General features: G+C 58.9%; 12 protein-coding genes and 1 pseudogene. 9 read left to right on the plus strand and 4 right to left on the minus strand.

Annotated elements, in window-relative coordinates; genetic code table 11:
- Positions 1 to 50 precede the first annotated feature (50 nt).
- The 4 genes and pseudogenes from ACA041_RS12605 to ACA041_RS12620 all read left to right on the plus strand — a co-directional run bounded on the left by ACA041_RS12605 (position 51) and on the right by ACA041_RS12620 (position 3,074).
- Entirely contained in the window at positions 51 to 482 is a 432-nt protein-coding gene (locus ACA041_RS12605; protein WP_497441400.1) for a DNA methylase, read from the plus strand.
- Positions 479 to 1,231 carry a DUF72 domain-containing protein gene (locus ACA041_RS12610; RefSeq protein ID WP_497441401.1) on the plus strand — a complete coding sequence of 251 codons (753 nt, stop codon included), beginning with the start codon at positions 479 to 481 and terminating at the stop codon, positions 1,229 to 1,231. Before ACA041_RS12605 ends, ACA041_RS12610 begins: the two co-directional genes overlap by 4 nt.
- 700 nt (positions 1,232 to 1,931) lie before the next feature.
- Positions 1,932 to 2,216, plus strand: a pseudogene (locus ACA041_RS12615) (HAMP domain-containing protein); the annotation flags it as partial.
- A 132-nt stretch (positions 2,217 to 2,348) separates the two neighbouring features.
- Positions 2,349 to 3,074 carry a methyl-accepting chemotaxis protein gene (locus ACA041_RS12620; protein ID WP_497442063.1) on the plus strand — a complete coding sequence of 242 codons (726 nt, stop codon included), beginning with the start codon at positions 2,349 to 2,351 and terminating at the stop codon, positions 3,072 to 3,074.
- Positions 3,075 to 3,128: 54 nt separating this feature from the next.
- Here ACA041_RS12620 and sodC read toward each other — a convergent pair whose 3' ends face one another.
- The gene (sodC, locus tag ACA041_RS12625) at positions 3,129 to 3,650 is read right to left on the minus strand and encodes a superoxide dismutase [Cu-Zn] SodC (RefSeq protein ID WP_497441402.1); all 522 of its coding nucleotides are present in this window, start codon (positions 3,648 to 3,650) and stop codon (positions 3,129 to 3,131) included.
- Positions 3,651 to 4,024: 374 nt separating this feature from the next.
- Positions 4,025 to 5,707 carry a dihydroxy-acid dehydratase gene (gene ilvD, locus ACA041_RS12630; protein WP_497441403.1) on the minus strand — a complete coding sequence of 561 codons (1,683 nt, stop codon included), beginning with the start codon at positions 5,705 to 5,707 and terminating at the stop codon, positions 4,025 to 4,027.
- Positions 5,708 to 6,092: 385 nt separating this feature from the next.
- Here ilvD and mqo point away from each other — a divergent pair, with 385 nt between their 5' ends.
- Positions 6,093 to 7,739 carry a malate dehydrogenase (quinone) gene (mqo, locus tag ACA041_RS12635; protein ID WP_497441404.1) on the plus strand — a complete coding sequence of 549 codons (1,647 nt, stop codon included), beginning with the start codon at positions 6,093 to 6,095 and terminating at the stop codon, positions 7,737 to 7,739.
- Between the two features lie 74 nt (positions 7,740 to 7,813).
- On the opposite strand, the gene ACA041_RS12640 is transcribed toward mqo, so the two are convergent.
- Positions 7,814 to 8,023, minus strand: coding sequence for a hypothetical protein (locus tag ACA041_RS12640; protein ID WP_497441405.1), 210 nt, complete (start codon positions 8,021 to 8,023; stop codon positions 7,814 to 7,816).
- A 903-nt stretch (positions 8,024 to 8,926) separates the two neighbouring features.
- Here ACA041_RS12640 and ACA041_RS12645 point away from each other — a divergent pair.
- The 3 genes from ACA041_RS12645 to ACA041_RS12655 all read left to right on the plus strand — a co-directional run bounded on the left by ACA041_RS12645 (position 8,927) and on the right by ACA041_RS12655 (position 11,394).
- Entirely contained in the window at positions 8,927 to 10,282 is a 1,356-nt protein-coding gene (locus ACA041_RS12645) for a DUF6861 domain-containing protein (RefSeq protein WP_497441406.1), read from the plus strand.
- Between the two features lie 10 nt (positions 10,283 to 10,292).
- On the plus strand, positions 10,293 to 10,910 hold the full coding sequence (locus ACA041_RS12650; protein ID WP_497441407.1) for a GAD-like domain-containing protein: 618 nt from the start codon (positions 10,293 to 10,295) through the stop codon (positions 10,908 to 10,910).
- A 172-nt stretch (positions 10,911 to 11,082) separates the two neighbouring features.
- Complete coding sequence (locus tag ACA041_RS12655; protein WP_497441408.1) at positions 11,083 to 11,394, plus strand: DUF6124 family protein; 312 nt, start codon at positions 11,083 to 11,085, stop codon at positions 11,392 to 11,394.
- Positions 11,395 to 11,664: 270 nt separating this feature from the next.
- Here the strand turns inward: ACA041_RS12655 and ACA041_RS12660 are convergent, their stop codons facing one another.
- Positions 11,665 to 12,360, minus strand: coding sequence for a winged helix-turn-helix transcriptional regulator (locus ACA041_RS12660; protein WP_497441409.1), 696 nt, complete (start codon positions 12,358 to 12,360; stop codon positions 11,665 to 11,667).
- 103 nt (positions 12,361 to 12,463) lie between these two features.
- Here ACA041_RS12660 and ACA041_RS12665 point away from each other — a divergent pair, with 103 nt between their 5' ends.
- On the plus strand, positions 12,464 to 13,405 hold the full coding sequence (locus ACA041_RS12665) for a carbon-nitrogen hydrolase family protein (protein ID WP_497441410.1): 942 nt from the start codon (positions 12,464 to 12,466) through the stop codon (positions 13,403 to 13,405).
- Positions 13,406 to 13,461 lie beyond the last annotated feature (56 nt).

A 13,461-nucleotide genomic window follows, 5' to 3' on the forward strand; every position in this document is an offset into this window, starting at 1 on the left:
GAAGTTCAAGGAGCCGAGGCTGTTGCGGACCTGGGAGAAGGAAGCCTGAAATGAACAAATCGATCAGTGCCAGCGATCTCGGTATTCATTTGAGTAATGCAGACGAGGGTGCCTTGTTCAAATGGTTTATCGCCAGCTTCCTGATGGGCAAGCGCATCCAGGCTGAAATCGCGGCGCAGGCCTACCGCGTAATCGTTGAAAAACACGGACGCGATACCGCGCGCAAGCTGGGTGGATGTACCCACAGGCAACTGGTTTTAATGTTGGGTGAAGCCCATTACGTGCGCTACGACGAGACCACCGCGACGCGCCTGTTGAACCTGTGCCAGAAACTCGGCGAGGAATACGCCGGAAAAATTGGCCACATTCAGGCGGCCAGCGAGGATCGCCAGGCCTTTGAAAAGCGCCTGCTCGAATTCGATGGGATCGGGCCCAAGACCGTGGAAATCTTCATGCGTGATGCCGCGGCGGTGCTCTATTGAACGAGCCCGATCAAATCCCGCCGGTTTACGTCGGCTGTGCCGGGTGGAACCTGCCCCGGGAACACTGGCCGCTGTTTCCCGAGCTGGGCACACATTTGCAGCGGTATGCCTCGCAACTCACGGCCGTCGAAATCAACAGTTCGTTTTATCGCCCGCATCGGCCGCAGACCTATGAGCGCTGGGCGCAGTCGGTGCCGGCGCAGTTTCGGTTTTCGGTGAAGGTGCCCAAACTCATTACCCATGTTCAGCGCTTGCAAGGCTGTGAGCGGTTGCTGGACGAGTTTTTGTTCCAATGCACGGCGCTGGGTGCTTCCCTGGGTTGTCTGTTGGTGCAGTTGCCGCCGTCGTTGGCTTATGACGAAAACATTGCGGCGGCGTTTTTCCTGGCGCTGCGGCAACGTTACGCCGGGCCGGTGGTGCTTGAACCTCGGCATGAGAGTTGGCTGGAGGCGCAAGCCTTGTTGGTCGAGTTGCGCATAGGGCGGGTCGCTGCCGATCCCTCGCCCATTACCGGGGGCGAAACGCCGAGCGGTTGGTCGGGGATTCATTATTGGCGTTGGCACGGCTCGCCGCGCATTTATCACAGCGACTACGACCTGAGCCGATTGGAAGCGCTGGCTCGGCAAGTACAACACCCGGTGCAGGCGGGCATACCCACCTGGTGCATCTTCGATAACACCGCCAGCGGTTTTGCGCTGGCCAACGCGCTGACGTTGCAGGCAGTTCTGGGCTGCGGGGCCAAGCTGTGAAAAGTCGGGGATCAGGGTGGTTTGTGTGGGCCTCTTCGCTGGCAAGCCAGGCTCCTGCAGGTTTTTGTGTTGGCGATGAACGTGCGCACGTTCTCGGCCGATGACGACCGCATGTCGTAAAAGAAACGAGCGTATGGAAATAGCCTTCAATTAGCGCCGGGTGCAGTCGATAACCTGATCAGCCAAGCCATCTGCGGGTGGTTTGATCAACTGACAGGGGACCCACACAGTGTCGATAAAAATACGTTTGCTGTTGTTGATTGGCACCGGCCTGCTCACGGCCTTGATCATGAGCCTGGTCAGTTACCTGGGAAATGCGCAGATGGCGCAGGCGGTGAATGACAACGAGGTCAGCATGACCGCGCTGCGCAATCACCTCGAAGCCGACATGATGCACGACGCGTTACGCGCCGACGTGCTGGCCGCGATGCTGGTCGGGCTGGGCAAAAGCACCAGCAGCACAGCCGAGGTGCGCAGCTCCATCGAAGAACATGCGGCGCACTTTCGCGAAGTGCTTGGTGAGAACCTCAGGCTGCCGGTCAATGCCACTATCAAGGCCGGCCTGGACAAGCTCAAACCGAGCCTTGATACCTACATCAATGCCGCCGAACGCATCGTCGGGCTGGCGCTGGATAACCCCGATGCCGCGCAAAAGGAACTGGGCACCTTCAATGCTGCGTTCAGTCAGCTGGAAGACCAGATGGCCGCGCTCAGCGAGCTGATCGAAACCGACACCCGACAGACCAGTGCCGCCACCGGGCAAGCCATCAGCAATGCCAATCTCGCCATTGGCGGCGTGCTCATCGCCAGCCTGTTATTGCTGCTCGCCCAGGGCCGTTGGGTGATTCTGAGCATCATGGGGCCGCTGCGGACCGCCAGCCGCATTGCCGACAGCATCGCCCATGGCAACCTGAGCGAGGCCATTGTCGAGCCCACCCATCAAGACGAAGCCAGTGCGCTGATTCGTAGCCTGGCGACCATGCAGCGCGACCTGCGCGGCATGATCGAGGTGGTTCGCAGCAACGCCCATGGCGTGAGCGGCATGAGCACCCAATTGAGCAACGGCTGTCATGAAGTCGCCGGCAGCAGCCAGCAACAAAGTGCAGCGGCCAGCACCATGGCGGCGGCGGCCAGCGAAATGACCGCCAGCATCGAGGAAATCACCCGGCATGCCGAGCGGGCCCTGAACATGGCCAACCAGGCCGAGACACTGGCCAAGGAGGGTGGCCGGGTGATCCATCAGGTGGTCAACGACATGGACGGCATCGCGCGCTCGGCGCAGCAATCAGCCCAGGTGATCCGCACGCTGGACAAGGAGTCTGAAGCCATCTTCAGCATCATTCAGGTGATCAAAGGTATCGCCGACCAGACCAACCTGCTGGCGCTGAATGCCGCCATCGAGGCTGCCCGCGCCGGGGAGCAGGGCCGCGGTTTTGCCGTGGTGGCCGACGAAGTCCGCAGCCTGGCGGGACGCACCAGTGCCTCCACCCAGGAAATCGCCGCCATGGTCGCGCGCATCCAGCTCAGCACCCGTGAGGCGGTGACCAGCATGGAAGCGGGCGTGGCGCAGGTCGACAAAGGCATGGCGGTGACCGCCGACGTTGAACGCGCTATCCGTGAAATCCTCGACGCGACGCTCAATACCACGCAGCTGGTCAACGACATCACCCGCACCATCGGTGAACAGAGCCTGGCCAGCAATGAAATCGCGCATCAGGTGGAAATGATCGCCGGCATGTCCGAGGGCAACAGCCAGGTCATCGGCCGTACCGCGTCGACCACCGATGAACTGTCGGCCCTGGCGGGTCAGCTGTCGCAGTCGGTGGGGCGGTTTCGGCTTTGAGGGAGCGCCGCTGAAGATCGCAGGCTTGGCCAGTGTTGCATTTGATCGTGGGGATCAGATCACACCGCACGCCACACGGTCGCCGCCACCACCCAGGGGTTTTGGCATGTCCGAATGGTTATCGGCGCCGGCGTGGATCATCAGCGCGTGGCCTTTGATTTGCGAGAGCGTCTTCAGGCGCGGCGCCAGTACCGGGTAATTGGCGATGCCGTCGGCGGTCACGTAGACCGCTGGCAGATCTCCCAGGTGCCCGTCGGCATACGGGCCCAGATGCTTGCCGGTTTTCTGCGGATCCAGATGCCCTCCGGCCGCCAGCGCAGCGCCTTTCACCCCATCTTTCAGGGCCGCTTCGCAGCTGCCGTTTTCGTGTACATGAAAACCGTGCGTGCCCACCGGCAGTGACTTGAGATTCGGCGTAAACAACAGGCCATAGGGCGTCTCGTTGACGGTTATTGTGCCGATGGCTTGTGGCGCACCCTCGGCGCTCACCAGATTCATGGGCACCTCCTGGGACGCCGCGTGGGCGGTGCCGGTTGCGAGGGTAGCGATCAAACCAAACCACAGAGAGCGTTTCATAGCGATTCCTGAATTGTTGTGTGGGGCGTTATTGCGAGGCGAACTCATAACCTTAGGGGATTAACTGTCGATGAAATGCATCGTGACGCTGCACGGGTTCGCCAGCGCAAGATTGAGAGTCGGAGGGTCATTCAGAAGTTTTATGTGAATGCGGGCGTATTTGTTACGAGAAGCTTTGGAGATAATTCAGGCAAGGGGTCAGGCCTGCGCGCATTCAGTGATTTCTGTGCTGTTCATGAGGGCTTCTTCGCCGGCAAGCCAGTCTCGCTCCCACATGAGGTCTTCGGCGGGTGCAGAATTTGTGTGTGTGCCCCAGAGATTCAATGTGGGAGCGAGCCTGCTCGCGAAGACGTCAGTCCTGACAAAGTTGTTTCCTAGAGATATTTATCCGTAACAGCACCTTCCGAGGCGCTGGACACGGTCTTGGCGTACTTGGCCAGCACCCCGCGTTTGTACTTCGATTGCGGACGCACCCAGCGGGTCTTGCGCTCGGCCAGCACGGCGTCGGACACGTCAACGCTGATCTGTCGGGTTTCAGCATCGATAGTGATCCTGTCGCCGTCTTCGATCAGCGCAATTGGCCCGCCCTCGAAGGCTTCCGGCGTGATATGCCCGACCACGAAGCCGTGCGAGCCGCCAGAGAAGCGGCCATCGGTGATCAGCGCCACGTCCTTGCCCAGTCCCTTGCCCATGACCGCCGACGTCGGCGACAGCATTTCGCGCATGCCGGGCCCGCCCTTGGGGCCTTCGTAGCGGATCACGATCACGTCGCCGGCCTTGACTTCACCATTGAGAATGCCGGCCAGCGCGCCTTCTTCACCGTGATACACCCGGGCCGTGCCTTCAAAGCGCAGGCCTTCCTTGCCGGTGATCTTGGCCACCGCACCGGTGGGCGAGAGGTTGCCGCGCAGCACCACCAGGTGCGAGTCCTTTTTCACCGGTTGGTCGAACGGCAGGATCACGTCCTGGCCTTCGGGATAGTCAGGTACGTTTTCCAGGTTTTCGGCCAGGGTCTTGCCGGTGACCGTCAGCACATCGCCGTGCAACATCCCGGCAGCCAGCATGCGCTTCATCAACGGCTGAATGCCGCCGATGGCCACCAGTTCACTCATCATGTATTTGCCGCTTGGGCGCAGGTCGGCCACCACCGGTGACACCTTGCCCAGCTCGACGAAGTCATCCAGGGTCAGCTCGACGTCCACGGCATGGGCCATGGCCAGCAGGTGCAGCACCGCGTTGGTCGAGCCGGCGAGGGCGATCACCACCCGGATCGCATTTTCAAAGGCCTTGCGGGTCATGATGTCCCGCGGCTTGAGGTCCAGCTTCAGTAGTTCCATCACCTGCTGACCGGCGCGGAAACTGTCCGAGGCCTTGTCGCTGCCGACCGCGTCCTGGGAACTGGAGCCGGGCAGGCTCATGCCCAACGCCTCAATCGCCGAGGCCATGGTATTGGCGGTGTACATCCCGCCGCAGGAACCGGGCCCGGGAATCGCCACTTCCTCGATCTGCTTGACCTGGATCTCGTTGATATCGCCCCGGGCGTTCTGGCCCACGGCTTCGAACACGGAGATGATATCGGTGTGGCCGGCGCCGGGCCGGATGGTGCCGCCATAAACGAAGATGGACGGGCGATTCAGCCGCGCCATGCCGATCAGGCACCCCGGCATGTTCTTGTCGCAGCCGCCCACGGTCACCAGCCCGTCGAAGCCTTCGCAGCCGGCCACTACCTCGATGGAGTCGGCAATCACCTCCCGCGACACCAGCGAATACTTCATGCCTTCGGTGCCGTTGGCGATGCCGTCGGAAATGGTGATGGTATTGAAAATAACGCCCTTGGCCCCGGCCGCATTCGCGCCTTTTTCGGCTTCGATCGCCAGCTTGTCGATGTGCATGTTGCACGGCGTCACCATCGCCCAGGTCGAGGCGATGCCGATCTGCGGCTTCTTGAAGTCCTCGTCGGTGAAGCCCACCGCCCGCAGCATCGAGCGGCCGGGCGCGCGCTCCACGCCATCCACCACTTGAGAGGAGTATTTGCGCAGATCGACTTTATCGCTCATGACTATTCCTCACCGGCTCACCTGGAAAATCAGGATCAGTATAGTGGCGTCAGACGCCCGTGCCCGGACGATCAAGTCGGGAACAGACGCGCGGGTTTGTCATGTCGTGATATTCTTGGCAATAACTTGCTTTGACTTATTCAGTTTGCGCGTCCACGAGACGCGCCAGCAGAATCACTGTCGCTCAAGTAGCTGAGGCCAATAACGATAAAAAGTCAGTTCAGCAGGGACATATAAAGTGAGGTCGATGGATCACGTCGGCCTTGTGTGCCCACCCTCCAATCGTCATGTGCGAGCACCCACGACATCTGCCTGTATGCCGTGAAACACGGGGCTCGAGAGTGAAGATGGAAGGGCGGATGGCGTTTTATCATAGGTGCTACAGATGTTTAAGAAAATGAACACAGCCCTGCTGGGGCTGGCTTTGTCGATGGGGATCACTTGCGTCCAGGCGCAAGAGGCAAAGAAAGTCGATGTACTGCTCATCGGCGGCGGCATCATGAGCGCGACCCTGGGTGTCTGGCTCAACGAGCTGGAACCCGGCACCTCGATGGAAATGATCGAGCGCCTCGACGGCGTCGCCCAGGAGAGCTCCAACGGCTGGAACAACGCCGGTACCGGTCACTCCGCCCTGGCAGAGCTGAACTACACCCCGGAAGACGACAAGGGCAACGTACAGATCCCGAAAGCCGTTGAAATCAACGAAGCCTTCCAGATCTCCCGTCAGTTCTGGGCCTGGCAGGTCCAGCAAGGCGTGCTGAAAAATCCGCGTTCGTTCATCAACTCCACGCCGCACATGAGCTTCGTCTGGGGCGATGACAACATCAAGTTCCTGAAAAAGCGCTACGAAGCCCTGCAAGCGAGCCCGCTGTTCGCCGGCATGCAGTACTCCGAAGACCCGGCTGTGATCAAGAAGTGGGTTCCGCTGATGATGGAAGGGCGTGACCCGAACCAGAAAATCGCGGCCACCTGGTCGCCGATCGGCACCGACGTCAACTTCGGCGAAATCACCCGCCAGTTCGTCGCGCACCTGCAGACCACCCCGAAGTTCGACCTGAAACTGTCCAGCGAAGTGCAGGACATCACCCGCAACGACGACGGCAGCTGGCGCGTCAGCTACAAAAACCTCAAGGACGGCAAGAAATCCGAAACCGACGCGAAGTTCGTGTTCATCGGCGCCGGCGGCGGAGCCCTGCACCTGCTGCAGAAGTCGGGCATTCCTGAAGCCAAGGAATATGCAGGCTTCCCGGTAGGCGGCTCGTTCCTCGTCACCGAAAACCCGACCCTCGCCGAGCAACACCTGGCCAAGGCCTACGGCAAAGCTTCCGTTGGCGCACCGCCGATGTCGGTGCCGCACCTGGACACCCGGGTCCTGGACGGCAAGCGCGTCATCCTGTTTGGCCCATTCGCCACCTTCAGCACCAAGTTCCTCAAGGAAGGTTCGTACCTGGACCTGCTGACCACCACCACCACGCACAACGTGTGGCCGATGACCAAGGTCGGCATCAAGGAATACCCGCTGGTCGAGTACCTTGCCGGTCAACTGATGCTGTCGGACGAAGACCGCCTCGACGCCCTGAAGGAATACTTCCCGAACGCCAAGGCCGAAGACTGGCGGCTGTGGCAAGCCGGCCAGCGCGTGCAGATCATCAAGCGTGATGAAGCCGCCGGTGGCGTGTTGAAGCTGGGTACCGAGATCGTCGCTTCGCAAGACGGCACCATTGCCGGCCTGCTGGGCGCATCGCCAGGTGCCTCGACTGCCGCGCCGATCATGCTGACCGTGCTGCAGAAAGTGTTCAAGGACAAGGTAGCTTCCCCGGCCTGGCAGGAGAAGCTGCACCAGATCGTGCCTAGCTATGGCACTCAGTTGAACGGCAATCCCGAGAAAGTTGCCGAGGAGTGGGCCTACACCTCCAAGGTGCTGGAGCTGACTCCGCCTCCGGCGATTGGTCAGGCGACGGCTCCGGCTGCTGCTCCGGCTGCAGCGCCTGTGGCACCGAAGGCTGATGCTGCCAGGGATATGGCGTTGTAAGTAGCCAAGCTGTTTGAAAGCCCGCTGAACCGGTGACGGTCAGCGGGCTTTTTTGTGGGCGTTGAAATAGTTGATCAACCGAAACGATACGAATCAATCACACCGGCATCGTTGAGATAGAGGCTGATACGTTCGGGTTGGTAATCCATAGTACCCGCAAACTTACCGCCCAGCGGGCGAATGGTGCGCCCGGTCTGTTCCGATAATTGAGCACGCAGTGCTTCCGAATAGTTTTTGCCAATGACAGCTTTCAGCAGAGTTTCTACTTGAGTAGGATCAGGCATGGTGCCTCCTTGCATGAGTGAATAATCCAGCGTCTTGTTCCTCAAGACGCAGTCGGATTTTCACCCGGTCAGTACCCTGACTGGAGGTACATATATATATATATGTACCCCGATCACCTGTAGGAGCCGGCTTGCTGGCGAAGACGGCCTGACAGCTGACCTGTCTCTTGATCGCGTACATATCCATTGCTGCGGTAACGGCGATCTAGGGTTTCGCCTTGCGCCACAGGTACTGGCACAACAGTGTCGGTCTGATCCATGGAGTGTTTACGGTGGCGTGGTTCGACCGGTTGGGTCTACCTCGACTCTGCTGACCTCAACTTCTCGAACCGCCCGGTGCGGAACCGCATGCCGGGTGGTGTGGCAGGGGCGCGGCCAGATGGCCGCCTCCTATGCCGATTCGAAAAGCGCGAAAGTAACCAAAGCGCTTCGGCCCAGCTCGGGGAAATTGGGTACGGTTGGAATAGATTGGTTGGCTGCCGGACGTCTTCGCGGGCAAGCCTCGCTCCTACAGGATAACGGGGATACCCGTGGAATTGGGTTGGCTGTCAGGCCGCCTTCGCCAGCAAGCCGGCTCCTATAGCTGGATTGCATGCGGCTCAAAGAGTCAGGCTGGTCGGTAGGCCGCCTCGCGTTGGCTGTAGTTTAAGGGTCTCCAAGCGAGTAAAAAAATCGCTCTTGGTGAGTTCAAGTAAGAAATTTCTTACAGTAAATGTGAACTTGTTGAGATGAAATTTCTTGTTTTAGAAAAAGGTAATTGGGATTTCTATGCGTTTTGTTGATTGACGAAATCCGCTTGGTATAGGGTGGGTTGTCAAAGCTTGTCATGCTTTTTTTGATACCTGTTTCATATCCTCGATAACAAACATCGTCAGTACTTCACCCATGTCAGGAAGACACAGAATGACTTTATGGAATGTCGTTCCCACCTGGTTTGAAATAGAAAACGAGATAACCCGCAGTATGGGATATCAAGGAGGACAAACCAGAACTCGACTCAATGAACAAGGGCCCTCCATCGGTCTCAATATTCGACGCATCCACAACATCCAGACGGCGTTCATTCGAGCAGAATGGGAAGCCGCCAGATCCTTGAGGCAACGCTTCTCCGACCTCGACATTTCCAGTGTCCTCACTGAACTCATTAGTGTCGTCAATCAGATGGCGATGATCGTGGTCGGCAGTGTGCTTGCAGGCGGCGCGATTGGCGCTGGGGTAGGCACGTTTGCAGGAGGTGCGGGAGCTATTCCGCTCGGCGCAGCTGGCGCTGCAATGGGTTTAAAAGTCAGCTCCTGGATATTGGGGGCGCTCGGCCTGGTTTCCATCGCTGAGTTTTTCGTCGATGGACTGCCGCGTATTGGCAGGTATTACCTGGATGGCATTAACATCGCGTGGAAGGGGACCCGTGGCGATGAGGAATTAAATCCCTTCAGCCGTGATGACCCGTTTGCCATAGACAGGGCCGCCCAGCATATCGCATGGGGACACGAGGAAATCGTTGTCCTCTTGCCGGGATCAATCGTCGCCTACCTCACGCGCGGGCGAGGCAATGCACATGTCCTTGCCAGTGAGATGCGAGCAAGCTCCAAAGGTGCGCAGTTGGGCCAGTGGATGCTCAAGCACGAAGACGCACTGAAAAAACATCCAGACCTGCAGCCGCCGAAGCCAGGAAGAGGCGCATTCGCACCGCAAGAACCGACATCACCCGCTCATCGCCAACCCGATCGCCCGTCACCGAAAAAACCGGTGGGCATGCCAGAGCACAAGGTGCCATGCTTTAAGGTGAACAAGATGCACGCAGCGAAGATCCCGGAATTTGATCGGCAGCTGGCAGGGCAGGAAAAAGGGCTTAATGATCTGAGCGTGAATGAGTATTTGAAAGGAAGAGAAGCGTTCACGACGAAAAACGTTATGAGGGATCCGAAGGTTGCTGCAACAGCGCGAAAAAAACTCAGTCAAGAGATGGAGGTTGAACTCCGCGATAAACTGAGGGCGGAAGGTGTATTTCCCGAACGAGCAAAAACCTTGGCCAAGGATATGACTTTGCAAAAAATGGCAACGTTAGCCGCTTTGCATAATCCCGACCTGTTTGCAGGAGGAAAGGACATCATCAGTGATTTTGGTGATCGGCGTATCAATGCAAGCATTGGTCCCCAGTGGCCTAGCCGCATAGGCGGTCTGGATGCTGCCGCTAATGATGTACCCGAGGCTATTCGTGGCTCCACAAAAATGAGTGCAAAACTTGAAAGATGTAAATAAGGAGTAGGCTTTGGACGAGGATTATGCTTTTTTTATCAAACAGTTCGGCGCTCCAATCACACGCCAGGAAGTTCCGGTGTCGAGCGTGGCTCGATATAAAAACAAACTTCCCGGACAATTGATCAAGTATTGGGAAGAGTTTGGGTGGTGCGGATACGGTGACGGATTATTTTGGACGGTCAACCCTCAGGAATATGAAGCCGTACTGACGCAGTGGTTAGTTGATACAGAGCTTTATCACCAGGATAACTACTATGTCATTGCCCGCAGCGCGTTTGGTGATCTTTATGTATGGGGAGAAAAAAGCGGGTATTGTTTGACAATCAGCGCTTGTATGGCACGTTACTCGCCCCGTGTCTCTATTTTCACAGGCGAGAAGATTGATTTTGGGGTTCGGGTATTTTTTTCGTCCATGGACCCTGATTATAACGACTTGGAGTTTTTGTTTAAGCCGGCTCTAAAGAAGTTAGGAAAACTTAAAGCTGACGAAATGTATGGGCTGGTGCCTGCTTTGGCTCTCGGTGGATCGATAGAGTTAGGAAATATTCAAAAGGTCAAAACGATAGAGCACCTTGAGTTGTTGTCTCAACTCTCGCCACTTACCGACTGGGGGTTTCCGAAAATTTAGAACATCATAGCTGCCGCAAAGCGGTGGTACGAGTGTCTCGGAGATTTCCTACAATCCAATAAGCTTGCCGCTCGGAAGTCACCTGGCTAACCTCACTCCGTCACTGCCAAGGCAGCGACCGGGTGTGGTAGCCCGTATTTCTCATAGGAGCCCCATCCATTTGGAGTTCCAGATGCTCAACGAAAACGCTGATTCATCCCAAACCTGCGAGTCGCCGAAAACCGATTCAGAGTCTCCATCCCGCAAGCCAGCCATGGCCGACCGTCGTCCCAACCCCATCTTCAACATCGTCCCCAGCGTAAACAACGAAACCCTCCTGGTTCACGCCTGTGAAACCCTGGCTTCAGCCAGTGTCATGGCCAGTGAATTGGCGTTCATCCTCGAAGGGCCAAAGTGCAATCTGGCGTTGGCGATTCAGCAGATGATTGCACTGGCGGAGTTGTCGGTGAATCGGGTGCTGGATCGGGTTGATCCGCAGGAGTAGGTGAGGGCGGTTGTTCAACTTGATGTGGAGTAAGAAGCTCTGCCCCATTCTTTGGGGTGGGGCTTGTGCGGTTTCAAGATCAAAGATCGCAGCCTTCGGGGGGTGAGTACGGTCGCAAGAGATTGGTTGGGTTTCGGACGTCTTCGCGGGCAAGCCTCGCTCCTACAGGGTGCCGGGGATATCCGTGGAATTGGGTTGGCTGTCAGGCCGCCTTCGCTGGCAAGCCAGCTCCCACAGGTTTGCGATGTGTTCGGTTATTGAAGATACGTATCAACGCCCAGTAGAAAGTGCAGCGCTACGGGTACCCGCAAACGCGCTGGTACCAAGCCATCTCCACAAGCTCTCCGCATCCCGCGCCGCGCCGTCGACCCGCAGCTCTCGCGCCTGAAGAACCTCCCGCGGAGTGCGATCACCCGTCCACACCTCGGTCAAAGCACGCACGCTGGAGTCCACCACGAGCGTCAGTTCGCGCCCGGGGTCGTCGCGGCACAGGTCTGCCACGCCTTGTTCGACCACAAGCCACCACGCCTGCTCGCCGGGGCGCGCGTCGCGGAACTTGAAGTGGATGACCACCGGTCGGGACGGGAACGTCTCGAGGCGCACGAAGCGGCGCACGTCCCACATCAGCAGGCCCGCGTCGAGTTCGTCATCGCGCAGGCGACTGCCGATCCAGCGCGCGCCCCAGTGACCCAGGGCCAGGATGATGGGGCGCAATTCCTCGCCCGCCTCGGTCAGGCTGTACTCCCAGACCTTGCCTGCGGCGGTGCGACGTATCACTCCGATCTCTTCCAGATGGCGCAGCCGCTGTGCCAGCAGACCGGTGGACATCCGAGGTACGCCGCGGTGCAGTTCGTTGAAGCGCTTGCTGCCACACAGCAGTTCGCGCACGACCAATGGCGTCCAGCGCTCGCACAGGGCTTCGGCACCCCGCGCGACCGTGCAGAACTGACCGTAGCTGTCATCCATCACCGGGTCTCCGCAATTGCAACACTTCAGATTCTGAACTAGCCCCGCGACTTCGCCACGCGCACGCTGAAGCCGTCAATAACCAACGCCCAAGGAGAACGCCATGACCAAGGTAGCTATCATTCAGCGTCCGCCCGTGCTGCTCGATCGCAGCGCGACCATCGCCCGGGCCGTGCAATCGGTCGCCGAGGCTGCGGCGGCGGGAGCCACGCTGATCGTTTTGCCCGAATCCTTCATTCCAGGTTACCCGTCATGGATATGGCGGCTGGCGGCGGGAAAGGACGGGGCCGTCATGGGCCAGTTGCACACGCGGCTGCTGGCCAACGCCGTCGATATCACCAGCGGTGACCTGAGCCCGTTGTGCGAGGCCGCCAGGGTTCACGCCGTGACGATCGTGTGCGGCATCAATGAGTGCGACCGGCGCAATGGCGGCGGCACGCTCTATAACAGCGTAGTCGTTATCGGCGCGAACGGCGCCGTGCTCAACCGGCACCGCAAGCTGATGCCAACCAATCCCGAGCGCATGGTGCATGGCTTCGGCGATGCATCCGGGCTGCGTACGGTCGATACCCCGGTCGGCCGCGTGGGGGCGCTCATCTGCTGGGAAAACTACATGCCGCTGGCGCGTTATTCACTGTATGCCCAAGGGGTGGAAATCTACGTCGCACCCACCTACGACACGGGCGATGGCTGGATCAGCACCATGCGTCACATTGCACTCGAAGGCCGTTGTTGGGTGCTCGGCAGCGGCACCGCGCTGCGTGGCAGTGACATCCCGGACGACTTCCCGGCGCGTGCGCAACTGTTTGCCGATCCGGACGAATGGATCAACGACGGCGACTCGGTGGTGGTCAGTCCTCAAGGCCGGATCGTGGCCGGCCCGTTACACCGTGAGGCCGGCATTCTGTACGCGGACATCGACGTCGCACTCGTGGCGCCTGCGCGACGGGCGCTTGACGTCACCGGGCACTACGCGCGCCCTGATATTTTCGAACTGCAGGTGCGGCGCACGCCGGCGACAGCGGTGCGCTACATCGACGGCTGAAAGCGGGTACACGTCAGGCGATCCTATCGCCTGACCCTTGATCGAGGAGTCATGTC

The organism is Pseudomonas sp. LBUM1676 (assembly GCF_059695605.1).